The 22,150-nt window shown below is 55.3% G+C and carries 27 protein-coding genes, 1 pseudogene and 1 riboswitch; of the genes and pseudogenes, 20 read left to right on the top strand and 8 right to left on the bottom strand.

Translation table 11 applies throughout. The features are described 5' to 3' along the window. Positions 1 to 20: 20 nt before the first annotated feature. Genes folD through Q0683_RS02565 form a run of 3 tightly spaced genes read left to right on the top strand, consistent with a single transcriptional unit; the run spans position 21 to position 2,376 of the window. Positions 21 to 941, top strand: a complete 921-nt coding sequence (gene folD / locus Q0683_RS02555; RefSeq protein ID WP_298613883.1) for a bifunctional methylenetetrahydrofolate dehydrogenase/methenyltetrahydrofolate cyclohydrolase FolD — start codon at positions 21 to 23, stop codon at positions 939 to 941. Positions 942 to 951: 10 nt separating this feature from the next. Next, the gene (gene crtE, locus Q0683_RS02560; RefSeq protein WP_298613881.1) at positions 952 to 1,875 is read left to right on the top strand and encodes a geranylgeranyl diphosphate synthase CrtE; all 924 of its coding nucleotides are present in this window, start codon (positions 952 to 954) and stop codon (positions 1,873 to 1,875) included. A 54-nt stretch (positions 1,876 to 1,929) separates the two neighbouring features. Continuing rightward, entirely contained in the window at positions 1,930 to 2,376 is a 447-nt protein-coding gene (locus Q0683_RS02565) for a divergent PAP2 family protein (RefSeq protein ID WP_366142718.1), read from the top strand. A 20-nt stretch (positions 2,377 to 2,396) separates the two neighbouring features. Here the strand turns inward: Q0683_RS02565 and Q0683_RS02570 are convergent, their stop codons facing one another. After that, entirely contained in the window at positions 2,397 to 3,821 is a 1,425-nt protein-coding gene (locus Q0683_RS02570) for a mannose-1-phosphate guanylyltransferase/mannose-6-phosphate isomerase (RefSeq protein WP_298613877.1), read from the bottom strand. A 114-nt stretch (positions 3,822 to 3,935) separates the two neighbouring features. Here Q0683_RS02570 and ndhO point away from each other — a divergent pair, with 114 nt between their 5' ends. The 5 genes from ndhO to Q0683_RS02595 all read left to right on the top strand — a co-directional run bounded on the left by ndhO (position 3,936) and on the right by Q0683_RS02595 (position 8,795). Next, positions 3,936 to 4,157: a photosynthetic/respiratory NAD(P)H-quinone oxidoreductase subunit O gene (gene ndhO, locus Q0683_RS02575; RefSeq protein WP_298613875.1), complete on the top strand. Its 222-nt coding sequence runs from the start codon at positions 3,936 to 3,938 to the stop codon at positions 4,155 to 4,157. Between the two features lie 100 nt (positions 4,158 to 4,257). Continuing rightward, positions 4,258 to 5,613 carry a folate/biopterin family MFS transporter gene (locus tag Q0683_RS02580; protein ID WP_298976156.1) on the top strand — a complete coding sequence of 452 codons (1,356 nt, stop codon included), beginning with the start codon at positions 4,258 to 4,260 and terminating at the stop codon, positions 5,611 to 5,613. After that, complete coding sequence (locus Q0683_RS02585) at positions 5,610 to 7,073, top strand: carotenoid oxygenase family protein (protein WP_298613871.1); 1,464 nt, start codon at positions 5,610 to 5,612, stop codon at positions 7,071 to 7,073. The genes Q0683_RS02580 and Q0683_RS02585 overlap by 4 nt, the downstream gene beginning before the upstream one ends. A 15-nt stretch (positions 7,074 to 7,088) precedes the next feature. Continuing rightward, entirely contained in the window at positions 7,089 to 7,562 is a 474-nt protein-coding gene (locus tag Q0683_RS02590) for a CYTH domain-containing protein (RefSeq protein ID WP_298613870.1), read from the top strand. A gap of 51 nt (positions 7,563 to 7,613) precedes the next feature. Further along, a complete protein-coding gene (locus tag Q0683_RS02595) occupies positions 7,614 to 8,795 on the top strand; it encodes a M20 family metallopeptidase (RefSeq protein ID WP_298613868.1) in 1,182 nt (393 codons plus the stop codon). Here Q0683_RS02595 and Q0683_RS02600 read toward each other — a convergent pair. The 4 genes and pseudogenes from Q0683_RS02600 to Q0683_RS11015 all read right to left on the bottom strand — a co-directional run. Then, a complete protein-coding gene (locus Q0683_RS02600; RefSeq protein WP_298613866.1) occupies positions 8,792 to 9,931 on the bottom strand; it encodes an LptF/LptG family permease in 1,140 nt (379 codons plus the stop codon). The two genes, Q0683_RS02595 and Q0683_RS02600, sit on opposite strands and share 4 nt — an antisense overlap. A 3-nt stretch (positions 9,932 to 9,934) precedes the next feature. After that, complete coding sequence (locus Q0683_RS02605; protein ID WP_298613864.1) at positions 9,935 to 10,345, bottom strand: hypothetical protein; 411 nt, start codon at positions 10,343 to 10,345, stop codon at positions 9,935 to 9,937. Then, on the bottom strand, positions 10,345 to 11,367 hold the full coding sequence (locus Q0683_RS02610; RefSeq protein WP_298976181.1) for an ATP-binding cassette domain-containing protein: 1,023 nt from the start codon (positions 11,365 to 11,367) through the stop codon (positions 10,345 to 10,347). Before Q0683_RS02610 ends, Q0683_RS02605 begins: the two co-directional genes overlap by 1 nt. Positions 11,368 to 11,729: 362 nt before the next feature. Next, positions 11,730 to 12,202 (bottom strand): annotated as a pseudogene (locus tag Q0683_RS11015) (transposase); the annotation flags it as partial. 149 nt (positions 12,203 to 12,351) lie between these two features. Between Q0683_RS11015 and rplU the strand changes: the two are divergent. The 3 genes from rplU (at position 12,352) to Q0683_RS02630 (ending at position 13,735) form a co-directional block, all read left to right on the top strand. Then, complete coding sequence (rplU, locus tag Q0683_RS02620; protein ID WP_298615961.1) at positions 12,352 to 12,687, top strand: 50S ribosomal protein L21; 336 nt, start codon at positions 12,352 to 12,354, stop codon at positions 12,685 to 12,687. 1 nt (position 12,688) lies between these two features. Continuing rightward, on the top strand, positions 12,689 to 12,952 hold the full coding sequence (gene rpmA / locus Q0683_RS02625; protein ID WP_298615959.1) for a 50S ribosomal protein L27: 264 nt from the start codon (positions 12,689 to 12,691) through the stop codon (positions 12,950 to 12,952). 173 nt (positions 12,953 to 13,125) lie between these two features. After that, positions 13,126 to 13,225: riboswitch (Glutamine riboswitch) on the top strand. Positions 13,226 to 13,264: 39 nt separating this feature from the next. Next, a complete protein-coding gene (locus Q0683_RS02630) occupies positions 13,265 to 13,735 on the top strand; it encodes a DUF4278 domain-containing protein (RefSeq protein ID WP_298976162.1) in 471 nt (156 codons plus the stop codon). An 85-nt stretch (positions 13,736 to 13,820) separates the two neighbouring features. Here Q0683_RS02630 and Q0683_RS02635 read toward each other — a convergent pair whose 3' ends face one another. Continuing rightward, on the bottom strand, positions 13,821 to 15,155 hold the full coding sequence (locus tag Q0683_RS02635; RefSeq protein WP_298617738.1) for an alkaline phosphatase PhoX: 1,335 nt from the start codon (positions 15,153 to 15,155) through the stop codon (positions 13,821 to 13,823). A 146-nt stretch (positions 15,156 to 15,301) separates the two neighbouring features. Between Q0683_RS02635 and Q0683_RS02640 the strand changes: the two genes are divergently transcribed. The 3 genes from Q0683_RS02640 (at position 15,302) to Q0683_RS02650 (ending at position 17,381) form a co-directional block, all read left to right on the top strand. Then, complete coding sequence (locus tag Q0683_RS02640; RefSeq protein ID WP_298615952.1) at positions 15,302 to 15,562, top strand: sulfiredoxin; 261 nt, start codon at positions 15,302 to 15,304, stop codon at positions 15,560 to 15,562. 62 nt (positions 15,563 to 15,624) lie between these two features. Beyond that, complete coding sequence (locus Q0683_RS02645; protein WP_366142449.1) at positions 15,625 to 16,803, top strand: ABC transporter ATP-binding protein; 1,179 nt, start codon at positions 15,625 to 15,627, stop codon at positions 16,801 to 16,803. Continuing rightward, complete coding sequence (locus Q0683_RS02650) at positions 16,800 to 17,381, top strand: helix-turn-helix domain-containing protein (protein ID WP_298615950.1); 582 nt, start codon at positions 16,800 to 16,802, stop codon at positions 17,379 to 17,381. Before Q0683_RS02645 ends, Q0683_RS02650 begins: the two co-directional genes overlap by 4 nt. Here the strand turns inward: Q0683_RS02650 and Q0683_RS02655 are convergent. Beyond that, positions 17,263 to 17,670, bottom strand: a complete 408-nt coding sequence (locus Q0683_RS02655) for a ferredoxin (protein WP_298615948.1) — start codon at positions 17,668 to 17,670, stop codon at positions 17,263 to 17,265. The genes Q0683_RS02650 and Q0683_RS02655 overlap by 119 nt on opposite strands. A gap of 341 nt (positions 17,671 to 18,011) precedes the next feature. On the opposite strand from Q0683_RS02655, the gene Q0683_RS02660 reads away from it, so the two are divergent. The 3 genes from Q0683_RS02660 to Q0683_RS02670 are packed head-to-tail and all read left to right on the top strand — an operon-like array spanning position 18,012 to position 20,417. After that, complete coding sequence (locus tag Q0683_RS02660) at positions 18,012 to 19,625, top strand: sodium:proton antiporter (protein WP_298615945.1); 1,614 nt, start codon at positions 18,012 to 18,014, stop codon at positions 19,623 to 19,625. Further along, entirely contained in the window at positions 19,622 to 20,053 is a 432-nt protein-coding gene (gene crcB, locus Q0683_RS02665; RefSeq protein WP_298615943.1) for a fluoride efflux transporter CrcB, read from the top strand. The genes Q0683_RS02660 and crcB overlap by 4 nt, the downstream gene beginning before the upstream one ends. Beyond that, the gene (locus Q0683_RS02670) at positions 20,040 to 20,417 is read left to right on the top strand and encodes a CrcB family protein (protein WP_298615941.1); all 378 of its coding nucleotides are present in this window, start codon (positions 20,040 to 20,042) and stop codon (positions 20,415 to 20,417) included. Before crcB ends, Q0683_RS02670 begins: the two co-directional genes overlap by 14 nt. A gap of 45 nt (positions 20,418 to 20,462) precedes the next feature. On the opposite strand, the gene Q0683_RS11020 is transcribed toward Q0683_RS02670, so the two are convergent. Continuing rightward, complete coding sequence (locus Q0683_RS11020) at positions 20,463 to 20,612, bottom strand: helix-turn-helix domain-containing protein (RefSeq protein ID WP_366142719.1); 150 nt, start codon at positions 20,610 to 20,612, stop codon at positions 20,463 to 20,465. Here Q0683_RS11020 and Q0683_RS02675 point away from each other — a divergent pair. From Q0683_RS02675 to Q0683_RS02685, 3 genes are read left to right on the top strand one after another with little or no spacing between them, the layout of a single operon-like run. Further along, complete coding sequence (locus tag Q0683_RS02675) at positions 20,542 to 20,841, top strand: hemerythrin domain-containing protein (protein WP_298976168.1); 300 nt, start codon at positions 20,542 to 20,544, stop codon at positions 20,839 to 20,841. The genes Q0683_RS11020 and Q0683_RS02675 overlap by 71 nt on opposite strands. 8 nt (positions 20,842 to 20,849) lie before the next feature. Next, on the top strand, positions 20,850 to 21,296 hold the full coding sequence (locus tag Q0683_RS02680; RefSeq protein ID WP_298615937.1) for a CopD family protein: 447 nt from the start codon (positions 20,850 to 20,852) through the stop codon (positions 21,294 to 21,296). A 14-nt stretch (positions 21,297 to 21,310) separates the two neighbouring features. Further along, a complete protein-coding gene (locus Q0683_RS02685; protein WP_298976171.1) occupies positions 21,311 to 22,144 on the top strand; it encodes a YwiC-like family protein in 834 nt (277 codons plus the stop codon). Positions 22,145 to 22,150 lie beyond the last annotated feature (6 nt).

A 22,150-nucleotide genomic window follows, 5' to 3' on the forward strand; every position in this document is an offset into this window, starting at 1 on the left:
GATTGATACGCAGGTGTCCTTTGGGTGCAACTTCTGCTATCTGCCTTGATGGCAAATCCTTAGCCCAATCTATTGAACGTCAGTTGGCTGAGCATGTGCGAACATGGCAAGCCCAGTGGGGGCGATCGCCGGGGTTAGCTGTATTGCGGGTTGGCGATGATCCTGCCAGTGCGGTTTATGTCCGTGCCAAAGAACAGGCCTGCCGCCGCGTCGGGATTCAGTCTTTCGGTGCCCATTTGCCGGCTACAATCACCGAAGCCGCGCTCTTGGCAAAAATCACCGAGCTAAATCAAGACGAACGGGTGGACGGCATTCTCTTGCAACTGCCCCTGCCCCCCCACCTTGATCCCCGTCCCCTCCTGTATGCCATTCATCCCGATAAAGATGTGGACGGCCTACACCCAGAAAACTTGGGTCGCTTGGTGCGCGATGAACCGGGACTGCGCAGTTGTACGCCGGCGGGAGTGATGCAGCTTTTAGCCGCCTATGGCATTGAAGTGGCGGGTCGCTCGGCAGTGGTCGTAGGCCGCAGTATTCTGGTCGGCAAGCCCCTAGCGCTGATGTTACTCACGGCCAATGCCACGGTGACAATTGCCCACTCGCGCACCCCTGATCTGGCCACAGTCACCCGCAATGCAGAGATTTTAGTAACCGCGATGGGACAGCCGCGCCGCATTACTGCTGACATGATCCGGCCAGGAGCAGTGGTCATTGATGTCGGGATTAATCGCATTCAAGGTCCCGACGGCAAACCGAGTCTCTGGGGCGATGTGGACTATGGGGCTGCCTGTGCTGTAGCGAGTCATATTACCCCCGTTCCGGGGGGTGTCGGTCCGATGACCGTTGCCATGTTGTTGCACAATACTGTATGGAGCTATTGTCGCCGCCACAACTGGCACAAGCCCCTGCTTGCGTTGACCCCTATGCCGTCCGCACCCTGAGGAGAGATTTATGATTTCCGCCAATCCCCTCCAAGTCCACTCCGCCGGCACGTTTGATCTCAAGGCCTATCTCAAGGAACGCCAAGCCCTAGTGGAAGCTGCCCTCGAAGCTGCCATTCCGATCGCCTATCCAGAAAAAATTTACCATGCCATGCGCTATTCCCTGATGGCAGGGGGCAAGCGGCTGCGCCCGATTCTCTGTTTGGCCACCTGTGAACTGATGGGGGGCACGGTGGAAATGGCCATGCCCACCGCCTGTGCCCTAGAGATGATCCACACCATGTCCCTCATCCACGATGACTTGCCGGCCATGGACAATGACGACTACCGTCGCGGCAAGCCCACAAATCACAAGGTCTATGGGGAAGATATTGCCATTCTGGCGGGGGATGGCTTACTGGCCTATGCCTTTGAATATCTTGTGGAACGAACGAAAAACGTGCCAGCGGAGTATCTGCTGAAAATTGTCGCGCGGTTGGGGCATGCAGTGGCAGCCACGGGACTCGTGGGCGGTCAAGTGGTGGACTTAGAGTGTGAAGGGCGCTCTGACATTGATCTAGAGACACTGCATTTTATCCACTCCCACAAAACGGGGGCACTCCTGGAGGCTGCTGTGGTTTCTGGGGCATTGCTGACGGGAGCAAATGAATCTGACGTCGCCCGGCTGTCCCGCTATGCGTCAAATATTGGCTTGGCGTTCCAGATTGTGGATGATATTTTGGACATTACTTCCACCCGCGATGTTTTGGGGAAAACCGCCGGCAAGGATGCAGCTGCCCAGAAAGTGACCTACCCCCGCCTGTGGGGTCTGGAAAAATCCCGCCAAGAGGCGGAGCGCTTGGTGGCAGAAGCAAAAGCGGAGTTGGCAGTGTATGGAGCCGCTGCCGTTCCCTTACAGGCGATCGCCGACTACATTACCAGCCGTAGTCATTAACGATCCCGAAGTGGGTTAGGATGGGCGCAGAGTTTGTCCTTGTCCGTAACCATGATGGACGGTCTCCGTGAGCTACTGGCTAATCATGTCCTCTGGGTCGCCCTTGCTGCCAGCGCGATCGCTCAAATGCTGAAGCTACTGATTGACATTGCCAAACACCGCAAGCTTAATTTTCGCGTGCTGGTGGAAACGGGAGGCATGCCCAGTTCCCACTCTGCCCTTGTCACTGCTCTGGCAACTGGGGTAGGACTGCAGCGGGGTTGGGATAGCATTGAGTTTGCGATCGCCGTGGTCTTTGCCTGTATTGTCATGTACGATGCGGCCGGGGTGCGCCAAGCGGCCGGTAAACAAGCCCGCATTCTCAATCAAATTGTCAATGAATTTTTCCAAGATGGGCATGAATTGGCAGAAGCCCGTCTCAAGGAGTTATTGGGGCACACCCCCATTCAAGTTATTGTGGGTTCTGCCCTGGGGGTAGCGATCGCTTGGTTGGCCGTCTAGGGGTTGTCCCCCTACCATTTTTAGGTCTCTCGACCATAGGAATCCTCAAAACGAACAATATCATCCTCACCAAGATACGCCCCTGACTGTACTTCAATTATTTCAAGGGGAATTTTCCCCGGATTGGCCAAACGGTGCACAGCTCCCACAGGAATATAGGTGGACTCGTTCTCCGTCAGCAAAAAGGTCTTCCCATTGCAGGTGACTTCTGCCGTACCACTGACCACAACCCAATGCTCGGCGCGGTGATGGTGTTGTTGCAGCGAAAGACTCGCCCCCGGCTTAACTGTAATCCGTTTCACTTGAAAGCGATGCCCCCTATCAATAGAGTCGTAGTGTCCCCAAGGGCGATAGACCACACGGTGATTGTAGGCCTCACTGCGCTGTTGGGCTTGCAGTTGCTCTACCACTTGTTTGACCTGTTGTGCTGCCTCCCGATGGGCAATGAGCACAGCATCGGCAGTTTCCACCACAATCAGGTTTTCGACCCCCAGTAAAGCCACCAAGCGGTGCTGACTGTGGACAAAGCAATCCTTAGTGCTATAGGTGAGGACATCCCCCTGGCAACTGTTGCCCAATTCATCCTTGGGGGTCACCTCCCACAAACTCGACCAAGACCCCACATCACTCCAGCCGCACTCAAGGGGCACGACCGCTGCCTTCTGGGTTTTCTCCATCACCCCATAGTCCACCGATAGACTAGGACACTGGCTGAAAGGATCTTTGGCGACGCGGATAAAGTCCAGATCCTCGCGAGCCTCCCGCAGCGCCAAGCGGCAATAGTGTAAAATCTCCGGCTGCTGCTGCGCCAATTCCGCCAAGAAACTTTGGGCACGGAAGAGAAACATGCCGCTATTCCAAAAGTAATGGCCGTCCGCTAAATAGGTCTCTGCTGTGAGCAGATCGGGTTTTTCTACGAATTCTGCCACTCGATAGGCGTGGGGATCACTGAGAGCCTCGCCGCGCCGAATATAGCCATAGCCTGTGTGCGCACAGGTGGGAGCAATGCCAAACGTCACCAACCAGTCCTTGGCTGCGGGTAACAGTCCCCGTTGTAGCCCCTGCTGAAAAGCGGCCACGTCCTGAATTAAATGATCTGCGGGGAGCACCAAAAGAATAGGATCGGTGGCGAGGACTTCTGTGACATAAAGAGCAGCAAGAGTAATCGCAGGAGCTGTATTCCGTCCCAAGGGTTCCAGCAAAATGCGCGTTGGTGTCACGCCCAGCTCTTGCAATTGTTCTGCCACAAGAAAACGATGGGCTTCATTGGCCACCACGACGGGGGGTTGAAGTTGGGGGAACCCCTGCAAGCGTTGCCAGGTTTGTTGCAGCAGACTCTGCCCCGCCGCAGTTAAACGCATAAACTGCTTGGGATGGGCTTGGCGCGATAATGGCCAAAGGCGACTCCCTGCTCCCCCCGATAGAATCACTGGAATACACGCCATACAAGACTTCCTGCGGTGCACCGTTTAAGCGTAGTTTAGCGGTAACCTGTCGTTTGTGGTTCAAACCCATTGGGGAATCTCCTACAATGGGGAACGATTTCTGTGGAGGTGGCTATGGCGATTAAGAAGGGAGATTTGGTAAAGGTCGTTGCGGAAAAGTTAGCCAACAGTCTTGAAGCCTTGGCCAGTGATCGTCGCTATCCCCCCTATCTGTTTGAGGGGCGGGGTGAGGTGGTGGAGATCCGCGGTGACTATGCGCAGATTAAATTTCCGGTGCCCACTCCCCCTGTCTGGCTGCGCCTTGATCAACTGGAGGTCGCCCAACAAGTGCAATAGTCTCCCCTGCTCTTGTGGGGGTCAACGGCGATCGCCAGTGTTAGCAATTTTCAGCTTGCCTAGATATGATAGAGGCAATGCTGTTGCTTAACATTTAGTAATGTTAGTTCAACCTTCGCAACCTCAACGCTGGTTTCAGGTGCTCAAGGAGACACTGCTTTTTGGTCAGGAACCCAGCGGTGAACTCTTTGCCATTTTGCTGGTGTATTTTGTCCAAGGGGTCTTGGGCTTAGCACGGCTAGCCATTAGCTTTTTCTTTAAGGATGAGTTGGGACTGTCGCCGGCGGCAGTGGCGGCCCTGATGGGAGTGGCTGCGCTCCCTTGGGTAATTAAACCGGTGTTTGGCCTCATTTCTGATAGCCTGCCGCTTTTGGGATTCCGCCGCCGCTCCTATCTTGTCCTCTCTGGCCTGTTGGGCTGTGGAGCGTGGTTGAGCTTGGGGACGTGGGTGGCTACCCCTTGGCAGGCAACGGCAGCAATTCTGGCAGCGTCGATCGCGATCGCCCTCAGCGACGTGATTGTGGATTCCCTTGTGGTTGAGCGGGCACGCCAAGAATCCCCCGCTGAGATGGGGACACTGCAATCCCTAAGCTGGGCAGCGACGGCGGTGGGCGGCATTCTTACGGCCTACTTCAGTGGCCAACTGTTGGAATGGTTTAGTCCGCGCACAGTGTTTCAGATTACGGCTTTTTTCCCGCTGCTGGTGTCGGGGGTGGCGTGGGCGATCGCTGAAGCACGGGTCACAACCCGCCCGCAACTGAAGCAAACTTGGGAGCACATCAACCACGTGCGCCAAGCCATGATGCAAAAACAGATCTGGCTGCCGGTGGCTTTCCTCTTTCTTTGGCAGGCGACTCCTAGCTCAGAATCGGCCTTCTTTTTCTTTACCACCAATGAATTGGGCTTTGAGGCGGAGTTTCTAGGACGGGTGCGCCTTGTAACCAGCATTGCCTCCCTCTTGGGGGTGTGGATTTTCCAGCGGTACTTAAAAACGTTGCCCCTGCGCACGATCTTTTTCTGGAGTACGGTTCTTTCCGCCCTTTTGGGCCTCTCTAGCCTGATTTTGGTTACCCACCTCAATCGCCAATGGGGAATTAGTGATCAGTGGTTTAGCCTGGGGGATAGCCTTATTCTGGCGGTGATGGGACAGATTGCCTTTATGCCCGTTCTGGTTCTTGCGGCTCGGCTGTGTCCAGCGGGAATTGAGGCTACCCTCTTTGCCCTCCTGATGTCGATCAGTAACCTTGCGAACTTAGTCTCCCATGAGTTGGGGGCACTCCTGACCCATTGGCTGGGGATTACTGAGCACAACTTCGATCGCCTGTGGCTTTTGGTTCTAATCACTAACCTGAGTACCCTCTTGCCCCTGCCCCTCCTGAACTGGTTGCCCCAGCAGTTACCGGCGCCCGTCTCTCCCTCCTCTGTCAGTGTTGAATTGGAGCCAAGTGTCCCATGACTGAAGTTTTAGATCGCCCCTACACCATGGCAGATTGGCGGGGGGGAACCGTCTCCCTCACCCAAGAGTATGACTATTGGATTGAGGATGTCGAAGGCACAGTGCCTAGGGATCTTGTGGGAACCTTCTACCGCAATGGCCCTGGACTGCTGGAACGCGGGGGGGTACCCCTAGCTCATCCCTTTGATGGCGACGGCATGATCTGTGCCTTTCGCTTTGAGAACGGACGGGTGCATTTTCGTAATCGCTACGTGCGCACCGCCGGATTTTTGGCGGAGGAAAGGGCAAACCGCCTCCTCTATCGCGGTGTCTTTGGCACCCAAAAGCCGGGGGGATGGTTGGCTAATTTCCTGGATACCCGTGTCAAAAACATTGCCAATACCCATGTGGTCTATTGGGGGGGGAAATTACTGGCTCTTTGGGAAGCCGGTTTGCCCCATTGCTTGGATCCAGTGACCCTCGAAACCTTTGGAACTGATACCCTAGGGGGGCTTCTTAAAGAGGGGGATGCCTTTGCCGCCCATCCCCGCTTGGATCCCCAGACGCAGCGGCTAGTGAACTTTGGCGTTAAGCCCGGCCTCAGCACCCGCATTACGCTCTATGAGTTTGATGCCAAGGGTCAGTGCGTCTCGCAGCCGGTGTTTCAGATTCCGGGGTTTGCCTTTATCCACGACTTTGCCCTCACCCCCAACTACGCCATCGTCTTTCAAAATCCCGTGCAGTTTAATCCCCTGCCCTATCTCTTGGGACTGCGGGGCGCTGCCCAATGTCTGCAATTCAATGCCAAGGATGCCACGCGGGTTTGGCTCCTGCCCCGCCGCGGCGGTGCCCCCCAAATGCTGACGATGCCTGCTTGTTTTGTCTTTCACCACGCCAATGCCTATGAAGCGGGGGATGAGATTCACCTAGAGTCTGTTGCCTACAGTCACTTTCCCAATTTGGAGCCGGGGCAGGATTTTCGGGAAGTGAATTTTGCCGCCCTGCCCGCCAGTCTCCTGTGGCGTATCCAGTTGAATTTGAAAACCAAGGCTGTGGATTGGCAGGTGGCCAGCGATCGCCCCTGTGAATTTCCGGTGGTGCATCCGGCCAAGGTAGGACAGCCCTATCGCTACACCTATTTGGCAGCAGGGCATGATCCCAAAATCAATGGGCCTCTACAGGCGTTGTGGCGGCGCGATCGCCAGACGGGCGAGGAACAGTTTTGGTCAGCCGCTCCGCGCGGCTTTGTTAGTGAGCCAACCTTTGTCCCTAGGGGGCTACAAAGGGGGGACTTCCTCTGGCAGGGTGCCCAGGGGGAAGAGGAGGGTTGGCTCTTGCAGGTGGTTTATGATGCCAGTTGCCATCGGTCGCAGTTACTCATCTTTGATGCCGCCGCCATCAGTGCGGGGCCAGTGGCTCGGTTGCGCTTAAAACACCACATTCCCTACGGGCTTCACGGTTCCTTTACCACAGCAGTCTAGGTGGTGGGAGCAAGAATGGGCATTGAAATTGAGCGCAAGTTTCTGGTCATAGGTGAGGACTGGCGATCCCTTGCCACCAGTGTGTTCCACTTTGCCCAGGGCTACCTGTCAACAGTTCCTGAGCGTACCGTGCGCGTGCGTCTTGCCGGTAACGAAGCGTGGATCACGATTAAGGGCAAAGCCAGCGGCGGCCAACGCCGTGAGTATGAGTATGCCATCCCCACTGTTGACGCCAGGGAACTCCTTGGCGAATTATGCCTGCAACCGATCATCGAGAAAAGCCGCTATCACATCCCAGCGGGTGATCTGTGCTGGGAAATTGATGAATTTGCCGGCGCCTCCGCCGGCCTGATTTTGGCAGAAATTGAATTGCCCCGTGCTGACTACCCCCTGACATTGCCCCCTTGGATTGGCCGCGAGGTAACCGACGACCCGCGCTATACCAATGCCTATCTAGCAGAGCATCCCTATCAGGAGTGGTCAAGCTAAATTCTTCCCCTCCGATTCGATAGGATACAAAAATATCGCCACGGCCTCGGTATGCTTGCTCGCATTCGCCAGATTACCCAAAGTCTCACCCCCCGTCTCATTGAAATTCGTCGCCATCTGCACCGCTACCCTGAATTGAGTGGCCAAGAACATCAGACTGCCGCCTATGTGGCGGGGGTGCTTTCCTCCGCAGGCTTAAGTGTCCAGCAGGATGTGGGCAAAGTGGGCGTGGTTGCCGAACTGGTGGGAAATCCCAAGGAGAACCGCTTGCTGGCCATTCGCACCGATATGGATGCCCTACCTATCCAAGAGCGCACGGGACTGGAGTTTAGCTCAAAGCATGCAGGGGTGATGCACGCCTGCGGTCACGATGTTCACACCACCGTGGGTCTGGGCACTGCCATGGTGTTAGCGGCTCTCAAGGAGGAGTTCCCCGGCCGAGTGCGATTTATTTTCCAGCCTGCGGAAGAAATTGCCCAAGGGGCGAGTTGGATGATTGCCGATGGCGCTATGAAAGAGGTGAGTGCGATTCTGTCGCTCCATGTTTTTCCGACTCTGCCGGCGGGGGATGTGGCGGTGCGCTATGGGGCTTTGACGGCAGCAGCCGATGACATTGAGTTAACGATCTTGGGGGAATCCGGCCATGGTGCTCGCCCCCATGAAGCAGTGGATGCCATTTGGATTGCCGCTCAAGTGATTAGCGCTCTACAACAGGCAATCAGCCGCACCCAAAACCCGCTGCGACCGGTGGTGCTCACCTTTGGCAAAATTCAAGGGGGCCGGGCAGCCAATATCATTGCCGATGAGGTGACACTACAGGGGACGGTGCGATCGCTCCACCCGGAGACCCGTGCCACCCTGCCCCAGTGGATTGAGCAAATTGTGGCCAATGTGTGCCATGCCTACGGTGCTCGCTATCAACTCCACTATCGGCGGGGCGTGCCGGGCATAGAAAATACGTCTTATCTGTCCCAACTCCTGGCGGAGGCGGCAACCGAGGTCGTAGGCGCTTCCCATGTGCATATTTTGTCGGAACCCTCCTTGGGGGCAGAAGATTTTGCCCTCTACCTTGAACATGCCCCTGGCGCCATGTTTCGCCTTGGCGTGGGGTTTCGCGATCGCCCCAACTATCCCTTGCATCATCCAGCGTTTGATGTGGACGAACAGGCCATTCCCGTGGGTGTGATGACCCTTGCCCAGGCGGCCTGTCGCTATTGGCAGATTCCCTACTAGTGGCGATTGGCATGGTAGAGCATGCCAAGGGCGATCGCGCTGACGACAACCTTGGGCAGCCAACTGGCAACGATGGGGTGAACGGCTCCCCCTTCGCCAAAGGCGGTGAAAATAAAGGCAGCCACGTAATAGCCAAAAATGATTGCCACGCTTAGTCCAAAGGCTCGCCCCTGGGCTTGGCGAGGAGAACTGATGCCCAAAACGGCCCCGACAACCGCAAAACTAAGACACAGAAACGGAAGAGAGAGCTTTTCCTGCAACTGTACCCGCCACTGCCGCAACCGTTTAGCATCGCCACTTTCCGCCAAAAATTGTAAGTACTGATAAATTTCGCGGCTGGTCATGAACTCCGGTGCCCGCGTTTCCATCGCCAGATCTATGGGGGTGCGCGGGTAGGCAAACCGTCGTTCTGCAAAAGTCTCGGCCACGTCATAGTCGCGATCGCCCGTTAGGTGGTGGTAGGTTCCCTGCCGAAACAGCCAGGCAGTGCCTTGCCACTGGGCTTCCTGAGCCGTAATAATTTCCCGCAGTTGTCCCTGCTCAAAGTTCAGGATTGTCACTTGACCCATGACTTTGCCGTCAAAATGATGGGCAAAAAAGAGTTGCTGAAGCTGCCCTCCGGCAAAACGACGGTAGAAGATATTGCGGGTCTGAAACCTGGGCCGGGGGTGTTGAATGGCAACTTCCAAGGTCTGGATGGCGCGGTAGGCCAGCGGGGGAGCCACGAGTTCATTGAGGGCAAAGGTAAAAACCAAGGCCGCAAACCCTGCCACCACTGCCGGCCGCACAAGCCGCACGGGGCTAATACCACAGCTTTTGCAGGCAATCAGTTCACTGCGGCGCGACAGTTGACTATAGGCAAGGAGTGAACCAAAGAGCGTCGCCATGGGAATCCCTAGAACCGCAAAGGTGGGCAAGCGCAGAAAAAAGACTTGCAGGGCACTGAGAATCCCCAGGTTGTGCTCCACCATATTGCGAATGAGGTAGAACACCGTACCAATCACAGCAGCGATCGCCGTAAAAATGCCAAACCCAAAGACAAAGGGACGAATCATCTCCCGCAGGATATAGCGATCCAACCGGGAGAATCGCGGCTGCCAAGGTATTTTTTCAAAGGGGCGGGCGATCGCCAACATGTTCTATAGCCCCAAACGGGGTTTCGCCAACTTCCAATAGCGAAAGAATCGCTTCAAATCGGCATCGGCAGGTAATGTCACAAAGGGGTCTGGCTCTAGAATCTCCAGCGGATACGCCAATTGCTGGCAAATGGCGCGAAAGCGCGGACTCGGGCTGGCCATGGTTACCACGCGATCGCCCCCGTGCACCTCAACAAAGGCATTCACCAAAGGAGCCACCTCGCCACGGTACATTTCCACCGGTAGATCCAGCAGGCACTCATAGAGAAACACCAGCCGCTTCAGGCGAATTTGCCACTCCTTCAGTAATCCTACGTCCCAGACAAAAATGGCCGGCGCGTTGGGATAGCGGTTAAAGATCGGCGCCTTGGGATCAAGGCAGTCTCCATGAACCCAGAGAATCGGCTGCCCCATTAGCGCTGCATTACCTCTTTTTTCAACTGTTTGCTGTCCCGCTGCGCTGCTGCCGCCAAGTCCGCATCCAAGAGGGTTTGCCCCGTCGCCGCCAAATAGACATCGTCTAGGCTGGGGCGGGATTGCGCCAAGCTAAAGAGGGGGAGTCCTGCTTCCTCTAGGGTTGTCCTAATGGCTGGAATCGCCATAGCAGCATCTGTAACCACCAGATTCAAAGAATTGCCCTGGTTGGCATTAATCAATGCCGATTTCACGCAGTCCAATTGACTTAAGAGGGCCTGTGCCCTTTGCGCCTCTTGACGGGGGGTAAATTCCCGCACCCGCAGCGTGACGCGATCGCCACCGATATTGGCCTTGAGTTCCTCTGGCGAACCGCTGGCAATCACCCGTCCCCGATCTAGAATCACTAAGCGATCGCTGAGGAGATCCACTTCCTCAAGGTAGTGGCTGGTCAAGATAATCGTCAGTCCCTGGGCTTTAAGGTCCCGCAGCACATCCCAGATTACTTGGCGACTTTCAATATCGAGGCCTACGGTGGGTTCATCCAAGACCAGCACCTGGGGTTGATGCAGCAGCCCTGCCGCGAGATCAAAGCGCTTGCGAATGCCCCCGGAGTAGGTACCACACTGGCGATCGCGCCATTCTAGGAGATCCAAGCGCGTCAACACCGCCTCAATCCGCTCTGGAATCAGGGCACGGGGAATGTGGTACAGTGCCGCCTGCAATTCTAAAAATTCCTGACCCGTGAGGATTTTATCGAGAGCCACCTCCTGAGCCACATAACCTAATTTTTGGCGCACTAAATGGGGTTGGTGGAGAACTGAAAAGCCACAGACTTCCAATACCCCAGCATCCGGACGCGAGAGGGTGCACAGACAGCGCAGCGTTGTCGTTTTCCCTGAGCCATTCGGGCCCAACACCCCAAAAATTTCCCCTTGATAGGCTGTAAACGAGACATCGGCCACTGCTGTAATGGCACCGTAGGATTTCTTCAGATGTTCGACCTTTACCGTGGCTGTCATGGTCATTCACAGAGGTCAAAGTTTGGAAGTCCAGCGTCTTTAGACCTGGGAGGAAACAGAACTCGGCGACTTTAGTCGCAGTCATACGTGATATAACCTTAACACACCTTAACAGGAAACAAACTCTGACACTGACTTGTAAATTTCCGCCAACCCCTGAACAGTCCCTCAAACTCGAGGAGTGGTTGAAGGCACTTGCCGATGCTTGCAACTCTAGTCAATGGGGCAATCAAACCAGCGATAATAAGCAAAACTTGACGGGTATCCGTGGGCGCACAAACCAAAAGCCTCGAAACAAGACTGAACGGAGACGCTCGAAGAGTTGGGCGTTCTTTCAGTTGCTTGACATCCTCCCCGGCCTGTTAGCTTGCCCCCGCGTAGCGATAGGCCGAAGAAGTTCCCGCTTCCCACCGCCCACGCAGTTCGATCCACAGGCCATATGGGTTCCCTCCCGCAAGACGGGAGGTTGATGCGCCGAGCCAATCGGCGTTGTCCTCAAAACCCCATGCCACGCCCAAAAACCAAGCTTTTGTTTGGCGGTTGCCCGCTGACACATGACCACGGCGCGGACAGGTGCGACTCGTGTTCTGGGGTGGCACCACCACCAACCAGCCGCCCCGCGAGGCCAGCTTGCAGTCCGGTTAGCGGCGGAACTCGAACCAGCTCTGATCGAGGATAGACTTGACCCGAACGTATCTGCCCGGCTGCTCCAGTGTCCCTGCCTCTGCACCTGCGAGTCCTCGATACACACCATCGCGGGGTTTTTGCGGATGGCGGTCGAGGTCTTGGGCAAAAAGTCGCGGCGCACGTTGGCTATGCGGGAATGAATCCGTCGTTCAACAGGCAGTTTGCCTTTGGTCGGCTAGGGGTTTGACAGCCATAGGGTATAAATTTTATGATGGAGAGCTGTTGAGTTTGCACGGAACAGGTTTTCCAAGAGGCACGCATCCCCTCACCTGCACGGCAAGGAGTTTTTTAGTTTCTATGGCATACGCAATCATTGAGACCGGTGGCAAGCAACTGCGCGTTGAAGCCGGGCGATTTTACGATGTGGAGCGGCTCCCCGTCGAGCCGGAGAGCACAATAGATTTAGAACGGGTGTTGTTGGTGCAAACCGATAGCCAAGTTTACGTGGGTCAACCCTACGTCAGTGGCGCGGTTGTCTCGGGTACGGTGATGGAGCATCGGCGTGGCCCTAAGGTGATTGTTTATAAAATGCGTCCGAAAAAGAAAACCCGCAAAAAACAAGGCCATCGCCAAGAACTCACCCGCATCATGATCAACGAGATTCGTCTTAACGGTGAATCCCTAGGAGGTTAACATGGCACACAAGAAAGGAACCGGTAGCACACGCAACGGTCGCGACTCAAACGCCCAGCGTCTAGGCGTCAAGCGCTTTGGTGGTGAAGTGGTAAAAGCGGGTCATATTCTTGTACGGCAGCGGGGGACAAAGTTTCACCCTGGAGTCAATGTCGGTCGCGGCAGTGATGACACTCTTTTTGCGACGATTGCGGGTGTGGTCAGGTTTGAGCGCTATGGCAAAAATCGCAAGCGGGTGAGTGTCTATCCTCTAGCAGAGGCCTAAAGCGACTCTTCGACAAACGGTCAAGAATTGTTCAATTGGGTCAATCCGTCGGATTGGCCTTTTTGTTTTTTCAGCCCATGACCTTCTTAGGAGAGCCGTGACTTAGGGATTGTAAATTTCGATGAACAGCTTGCTTTAAGATCGAGAAATTGTTAAATTAGATACAGAAATCAATCGTTCATCCCTCGCAAGACCTCAGTAAAGGCTCCGCAGACTGAGTGTAATTGTCCACGAGGGACGGAAGTAGGGAAACAGCTCCCGAAGGAACGCGCCTCAGGCAGTTCACTTTGTATTCAAAATGGGGCGAAAATTATGACTACTCTTACTTATCGCGGCGTCCAATACAACTACGTTCCTCCAGGAATCAACACCCAAGCTACGGATGTCGTAGCTAAGTATCGCGGTAGCACCTATCGTGTGGCGGCTGAGACGCATCCTCCCGAGGACTCCTTAAAAATCATGACCTACCGTGGGGTCAAGTATCAAAAAGGCAAACAGCCTGCAGGCGTTCCCGCTGCTCGCTTGGCCGATAGTGTGGCTTCTGTGCCCATGACGGCAACGGTCAACGACATGGCTCGCTCCTTGGCGAGGGCACATCATGTGATGATTAAAAGCCGTGAACAAACCCTCCTTGCCCGTATGGCAGGAGCAATCGGCATGCCTGTGACAGCGGCTCACTACTGGAACCAAATCCAAGGGGCTCACTACTGGAACCAAATCCAAGGAAAAATTAACCCAATGTTTGGTGCTATCTACGATCGCTCCCATGTGGCGCTGAGCTGAGGCAGAAATGACACTGGGTTGAATTGATTTAGTAGAAAAACTTTGAGGGAGTCAGGTCATCCTTGGCTCCCTTTTGCTTTGGGCATTAGCCCCGCCGATCCCAAGGCCCCCAGATGGCAAAGGTCATCCCCGGATGGTAGAGATTGACAAACAGGGTTTGGCCATCGGGTGAAAAGCAAATCCCTGCGAGTTCTTGGTCATTGAAGGCATTGCGGGCAAGGGTGTAAAGCCGTCCTTGGGGCGTGATCCCGACGAGGCGATTGGTGCCATCGTTACCATCTTCACAGCAAATGAGATCTCCCCAGGGAGCCATTGTCAAGTTATCGGGACAATCAAGAACGTCTTTACCCGGAGACTCGACAAGTAGTTCAATCGTACCACCCTCTGTTGAGGTGCGGCTAGGACGATAACACCAGATTTGCCCCAGCTGCTTTTGCCCGCCACTGGTGGCTGTAAAGTAAAAGGCGCCGTTGGCATAGCAGAGGCCTTCGCTGCGCACAAATCGGGCAGCACCCTTCTCATAGCCTTGGTAGCGCACGGTATCTGTGGCGGGATCGGGATCGGGAATGGGAACCCACTCCACTTCAACCGGTCGGCGGCGGGGAAAGCCTTGACCTGTGTTGAGTTTAGGAGCGCCTTTAATTTTCAGTGCCTGTAGCTCACCACCAGCAGCAAGGTTTCGCGGTTCTTTGGGAATAAAGCGGTAGAAGAGACTGTCCCCCCGATCCTCTGTCTGATAGACGATATGTGTTTTTGGATCGATGGCGATCGCCTCCCGCTGAAAGCGACCCATGGCTTTTAGAGGCACGGGGTTCACCGGACCGGCAGCGGAGAAGGGGACTTCAAAGGCATAGCCATGGCGTTTTTGCACAGGGCCGTGCTGACCCGGCTGGGCTGGGGTGGCCGTGGTTTCCTCACAGCTAATCCAACTCCCCCAAGGGGTTTTGCCGCCCCCACAGTTGCGCGAGGTTCCCGCCAAGGAAACGTAATGCTTTAGGAGTTGCCGATCTTTGCTGATCACTAGGGTGGTGGTACCACCGGGGGCAAGGGGGTCATACATTCTGTCTTTGGGAGCCACGACCGCCTGAAAGGCACGGGGAAGGCCAGGGTACATTTCATGGTTGCGCACAAGAATGGTAGTGCCATTGGGGCCGGGGAAGGCGGCCATGCCATCGTGGAGGGCGGGGACGGGGGTGCCATCACTTAGGCGATCGCCCAGCTTGGAGAAGACGCGATACTGAAACCCCGCTGGCAAATCCAACAGCCCCCTAGGGTCTTTTATGAGGGGGCCAAACCCTCGCGCGGCAATGGGCTGCCCTTGAGCTGCCCGCTGGTAAAGCAGTTGCAATCCTTGGGGAAAGAGAACTGTCCCCACCCCGGCGGCAGCAAGGGTCAGGAAGCGGCGACGTTGCAAACCCATAGAAAACCCTGTGTAAACTGCACAACCAACAGCTAAAAGTTCACCCCTACCTTCATACTGCAAAGTTAGGACGTGATTCAAGGGAATTTTGTTGACAGTCGTGGACAAGTTGCTAAAATAAACTCATAACGAGTTTGGATAAGCCGATGCGCGTGTTAGATTTGCCCCTCACTGCCATTCGCCGTCCCCTCCTGCGGCAAACGGATCCCGCCAAAGTAGAGGCACTCATGGCCTCAATTGCGGAAATTGGCCAGCAGGAACCCATTGAAGTGCTGGAAGTCGAAGGCCAATACTACGGTTTTTCAGGCTGTCATCGCTACGAAGCCTGTCAACGTCTCGGACTGCCGACAATTCGGGCACGGGTACGCCGCGCCCCCCGCTCAGTTCTAAATCTGCACCTTGCCTAGGCACCTTGTCAGATTAGCCCCGGTGTGGGATTCTAGCCTGTTAGGCTCTTGAGGACAGCATCGTGACGGGTGTACGCCTTGAACAACTGACCAAGGTCTATCGCGACTCCCAGCGCGGCCATGATGTCACAGTGCTCAAGGGCATCGATCTAAGTATCGCTGCGGGCGAGTTTTTAGTACTGGTGGGGCCTTCAGGGTGTGGCAAGAGTACGCTGCTGCGGCTGATTGCCGGTTTGGATGAACCAACCACGGGCAGGATTTGGGTAGGCGATCGCCTAGTCAATGGCTTGCCGCCTAAAGCGCGGGATATTGCTATGGTCTTTCAAAGCTATGCCCTCTATCCCCACCTGACGGTCTATGACAATTTGGCCTTTGGTCTGCGCCGCACTACCCAATTGAAGGGGGTTCTACCTGCACCGCTGGAAGCAACGCTGACCCGCTGGACGCGATCGCTCCCTCAACCACTGCAACTCTCCTTTCCCCGCGAGCGGGCAATTCACCGGCGGGTGATGCAGATTGCCGAGATGCTACAACTTGATTCCCTGCTGAATCGCTATCCCAAACAGCTCTCCGGTGGTCAAAAACAGCGGGTGGCTCTAGGACGCGCCATGGCCCGCAACCCACAGGTCTTTTTGATGGATGAACCCCTCTCAAACCTCGATGCCAAGCTGCGCACCGAAACCCGCAGCCAAATTGTCCAACTTCAGCAGCAATTGGGCATTACGACAATCTATGTGACCCACGATCAAACGGAAGCAATGACCATGGGCGATCGCATTGTCGTGCTCCATCAAGGCAGAATTCAACAAATTGCCACCCCTCTAGACCTATATCAACGCCCGGCCAACCGTTTTGTTGCCGAGTTTATCGGCTCACCGCCGATGAATTTTTTAGCCGTCACCCTTAGCCAAGGGAAGATCCAGTACCACAACTGGCAGTTGCCCTTGAGCCAGCCTTTCCCCTCGGCATCGCAGGTGTGGTTGGGGATTCGTCCTGAACATTTTGCGTTGGCCACAGCTGAAGAAGTCGGTGCATTCCCTGTTCAAGTGGATCTGGTGGAAGCCCTAGGCCATGAAACGGGGCTAGCAGTGCACCTAATGGCAACAGGGGAAACCTTGCGGGTGCGCTTGCCGGGGCAACAGCCCATTCGTCGGGGCGATCGCCTGCATTTGCGCCCTGATCCGCAGTATCTGCACTTTTTTGACGCCAACACAGGGCAGCGACTAGAGCTAGAGCCATGAGCCAGCGTCTGCAAGCCCGCCTTGCGATGGCCGGCATTACCCGCAAAAGTCAACTGCGCCGTAGGGGATTCACGCGACAGCAAGCCAATGCGATTTGGTTAGGCGAACTACACCGCTTGCGCCTTGAGACCTTGGAACACCTTGCCCAAGTGCTGGGGATGCGACCTGCAGAATTCTTTCAATGGTTCTATGGCGAAGCGGTCTCTGAAGCGGCACTCCAGCACCAAGCCCTACAGATTCTTGAGCCGTTTCTGCGTTTCTGGCCGACTGCTGCCTACGCTGCTCACCAAAACCCCACTGCCCCCGCCCAACGGATTTTGCCCCTGGTCAAGCCGGTGTTTCAACTCCTAGAACTGTGGGGTGTCAAGAGGATTGGTGAAGTGGGAGACTGTGTCCCCTTTGATCCGCGCCAGCACCAGAGCGATCGCGCCCCCTTAGCGGCAGGTACACCCGTGCGCATTACCCATGTGGGCTATTGGTGGGGCGATCGCCTGCTCTTTCGGGCGATGGTGACGCCAGTAGATACTCCTGAACGAGCTGCCCCCCCAGCACATGCTCCTGAATCACCCGCTCAATAACCGCCGGTGTTGCCGAGTGATACCATACCCCATCGGGATACACCACTAAAATCGGCCCGCGTTGGCACACCCGCAGGCAATTGGCCTTGGTGCGAAAAATACAGCCCTCTGGGCGCGGTTGATCCAAGCCCAAGTCCTTGAGGCGTCTTTTTAAGTACTCCCATGCCTCTAAACCCACCGCCTTCTCACAGCAGAGGGGTTTTGTTTGATCGGCACAGAGGAATAAGTGCCGCTGAATGTGACCAAGGCCGAGGACTGCCACTTGCTGCGCTAACGAAGGAGGTAGCATAGGGGGGTTCCTAGTCTGTAACCAGTGTTTCGGGTGTTGGCAGCACCGTTGAGCAGGGGGGGGAAAGCTGGCAGCGGTTCCATTCTGTGTCCGGCATTTCCCCAAAGGCACACTGCAAAGAGGCCTCCCAGAATTGCCGCACCTTTGCCAAAACGGGATCACCCAAGGGAGATGCGGTGCGATGGCAAATCTCAAAGCTATCGGTACAGGATCAGGCCATGCCCGGGTTTTACTTCCCTGCTGGCCAAGCAATACTATAGACAATTTTCTCAGCAGCCTCACTATTTTCGACGGTTATCTATTCGATATTCTGAGGTCGAGGCCAATTCAGATTTACCCAGATGTCAACGATTTTAGAAACCCTTTCCCTGATTCTCCTCCTCGGCTTTTTTGCTGGTCAGCTGGCACGGCGACTGGGGGCCCCGGCCTTGATCGGCATGATTCTTGTGGGCATGGCCTTCGGACCTACAGCCTTGAATCTCTTGCAACCCGATGTCCTGGCGGCAGCTCCCACCTTCCGCGCCGTTGCGGTGATGGTGATTTTAATGAAGGCGGGGCTAGGTTTGGATCGTCAGAAATTGGCACAACAGGGCACAGTGGCTCTACGCCTTGGGGTGTTACCCGCCCTGTGTGAAATGGTGGTGGTGGCGGGGGTGGCGATGCTCCTACTGGGATTTAATTTGCGCCAAGGGCTATTACTGGGGGCGATCGTGGCGCCGGAGTCCCCTGCGGTCATTGTCCCCGGCATGCTGCGCCTAAAGAGCTTGGGCTGGGGCGTGGACAAGGGCATTAGCGATGCCATTCTCTCCGGCAGTGCTATTTCCGATGTGGTGGTACTGCTGCTGTTTAGTTTGCTGATGGGGGCTGAACAGGGGGGCAGCTTCCTAGGCGCTTTGCCGCCAGCCTTGGAGGTGAGTGTGCAGGCACTTCTTGAAATTGGGGGTGGCGTGATTGTGGGGTATGGCGTGGCAAGAGCGCTGGTCTTTTTGTTAGTCAAGCAAAACTGGAGTCAAAATCGGGTGCAGACAACGCTTGTCACAGCAGCAGTGGCCTTGGGGGCGGTGGGCTTGGCCGATCGCCTGCCGTTATTTTCTGGCTATCTTGCGGTCATGAGTGCGGGCTTCTTCTTAATTGAGTTGGATGCGCCCCTAGCGCGGCAACTGCGGAGCGGCTTTGATGCCCTGTGGCAAGGGGCAGAGATTTTTCTTTTTGTGCTGTTGGGCGCCAGCGTGGAAGTGGGGGTGTTGCAACGTTCCCTCGGTGTGGGCTTGGTGATTTTGGCGGTGGGCACATTGATTGGGCGCGGCATCGGTTGGTACCTTTCCACGCTGGGGAGTAATTGGACAGCCTCTGAGCGGCTCTTTTTGCTGCCGGGGAACTCGGCAAAGGCAACGGTGCAAGCTGCCATTGGTGCCCTCCCCTTGGCTGCCGGCATCCCCGGTGGGGAAACCATGCTGGCGATCGCGGTTCTTTCGATCCTGATTACGGCTCCCCTAGGGGCGTGGGCAATTCCCACGTTTGCCCCAAAACTCCTGCAAAAGGGGGAGGTGGATGCCACCAAAGTGTTGCTCCAGCCCCGAGTCGTCCTGCTGGCGCCGGTGGATCTCTCCAGCGTTACCCCCTACGTCCTGCAAAAGGCAGCGGAGTTGGCGCGGCGGGCCGATGCTGAGGTGATTGTCCTCCATGTACAGGATGTGCCTGACCCCAAAGCAATAGCGACCCTAGAAGCCCAAGTCAAACAATACCTAGCGGATATTCGCTATCGTTTTATTGTTACCGCTGGCCCGATTACACAGGCCATTTTGGATACTGCCGCCCTGTACAATGCCACTGAAATTATCCTTGGCAAACATGGTCAAGGGGGTCTCCAGCGTGTGCTCATGGGGTCTGTGTGTCAAAGTGTTCTTGAGGCCTCAACTCGACCCGTGCTGATTGTGGAGGAACCCCGCCTGTGATTTCAATTCATCCTCGGTTGCGCCCTGCCCTAGCCGTTAGTCTTGGCGCCATCCCCGGTGCCTTGGGTCGCTTCTTACTGGAGGCCTATTTGGAACCCTATCTTGGGGGCAATTTGCCCTTTGCCACGTTGATCGTGAATGTCAGTGGCTGCTTTCTTTTGGGCGTCATCGCCCCCTTGGCCTTTGCCCGCACATTTGTGCTGCACCCCGAGTTGCGCTTGCTATTGACAACTGGCTTCATCGGCTCCTACACCACTTTTTCATCCTACGAGTTGGACAACGACAAGCTCTTTGGCGAGCAAAGTTGGCCAGTGGAGGGCTTTTACTGGCTGGGCAGTACGGGCTTGGGCTTGCTGGCTTTGGAGTTGGGTAGCCGTCTGGTGTTGTGGGGACTGGCCTATTGGGAGAAATGGGATGATCTCGCCTGAGGGACTCTTGGCGATTGCCCTTGGCGCGGTGCCGGGGGCGCTAATAAGGTACTCCGTTGGCCTGTGGAGCGATCGCCGATTCGGAACGCCAATCTTTGGCACCCTGAGTGTCAATCTCGCGGGAGCCTTTCTCATGGGCTGGTTGAGCCATGGTTTCAGCCGTTGGGGAGTACCGCTGTGGCTTAGCTATGGGGTCACTGTCGGTTTCTTGGGGGCCTTGACCACTTTTTCCACGTTTATCCTCGAAGTATCGAACCTGCGCCGTGAAGGCTACCCCCGCATTGCGTGGTTTTATTGGCTTGGCACGCCCCTTGTGGGCTTTTTAGGGGTTGAACTGGGAATTTCCCTCTCTCGCGCACTCTAACCCTAGTTCATGCCGCTGGGGCTACCTCACTTTAGGGGCAAGGGATTATTGTTCGCCCATCCTTTGGAGCCGTTGGCGATCGCAAATCCTAATTTCAGCACCGTTGACACTGATGATTCCCTGTGTGCTCAGCTCATCAAACGCACGGGATAAAGTGGCGGGAATTGTTCCTAAGAGGGCAGCTAGCTCAGTTATTGAAGACCTTGACACGCCCCGTATTGATTGTATAGAACAGGAACACCAAAAGACGGGTGCCGCCCTAGCACAACTGCGGTGGCTAACCGATGACTTTCGCCCTCCTGAGTGGGTCTGCAATACCTACCGCGCGCTTTTGGCAGGGCTTTTGAGGCTGGAGCAAGATTTGCACCGGCATATCCACAAAGAAAACAATATCCTGTTTCCACTGGCGATCGCCAACCTCTGAGTGCCCCCATGCTATTCAAACTTCTGGTTATTCTCCATACCCTAGGGGCAACGGTTTGGGTGGGGGGACATCTGACTCTTGCCCTGACAATTCTACCCAGTGCCCTAAAACAGCAAAATCCAGAACCTATCCGGCAGTTTGAGCAGCACTTTGAAAAGTTGGGTTTAGGAGCGCTGCTTGTGCAAGTGCTGACCGGCGTTGGCTTAACGCTAATCTATTTTCCCGAACTAAGGGGATTTTGGCCACCGCAATCTGTAGTGTCGCAGTATGTTGTGATTAAGTTGGGCGGGTTGCTAGCAACCCTTGCTCTAGCTGTACAGGCTCGCTGGTTCATTATGCCAAACCTCACTGTTGCAACATTGCCTTGGTTGGGGCTGCACATTGTTGGTGTGACTGTTCTTGCGGTGCTGTTTGCCGTTATAGGGGCAGGAATTCGCTTAGGAGGATTACTGTAGTGGAGGAACAAGCCATGAACCTCTTAGAATCATCAACCGTTGCTCAAGCTGCGCCAGCACCAAGGAGCGGCAAACCATGGTATGTGCCAACCTGCTCGCCGGAGCATGGGATTTATGTCATGCTACTTGTGGCCTTTCTGACGGGAGCAGCCACAGCGCAACGTTGGACTTGGGCAACAACTCTAGCATTGGTGTGCGCTTTCAGTGCCTTTCAAGCAGAGCACCCCTTGACACTACAACTGAAGCAACGGCGGAGTTGGAAACCTCGCCTTCTGGTGTGGGGAAGTCTCTATAGTGCCCTTGCCCTTAGCATTGCTTTTTATCTTTATTGGCAAGTGCCTTTATTACTTTGGATCTACCTAGGGGCGATCGCTATTTTTGCAGTAGATAGTATTGCTGTTTTTTATCATCAGCGCAAAGCTGTCTGGAATGAGTTGCTCACCTTTGCCGGGGTGTGTTTAGTTGCTCCCCTAACGGCGATCGCTACGACTGGAACAGCCACTGTTTCCCTCATTGGGCTGTGGTTGTTGAATACCCTTTTCTTTAGTAGTGCAATTTTTACAGTCAAGCTGCGTAAGCTGAAAGGGACTTCTTGGCTCGACGGAGTAGTTTATCATGTTCTTGCGAGTCTCATCATTGGTGGTCTTTGCTGGCTAGGCTGGTTATCTCCCTTGGCGGCGATCGCCTTTTCTATTGCGGTACTGAAATTTGGCCTGATTGCTTGGCAACTGAATTGGTACAGAACCACAGCAATACAAAATGTGGCCCTGCTGGAGACAGGCTCAGCATTTTTGTTCTTGAGTTTAAGCGCGATCGCTCTGCTGCCTGCTGACCTTGCCAGTCGTTAGAAAATG

The organism is uncultured Thermosynechococcus sp., from assembly GCF_938074695.1.
Classification (GTDB): domain Bacteria; phylum Cyanobacteriota; class Cyanobacteriia; order Thermosynechococcales; family Thermosynechococcaceae; genus Thermosynechococcus.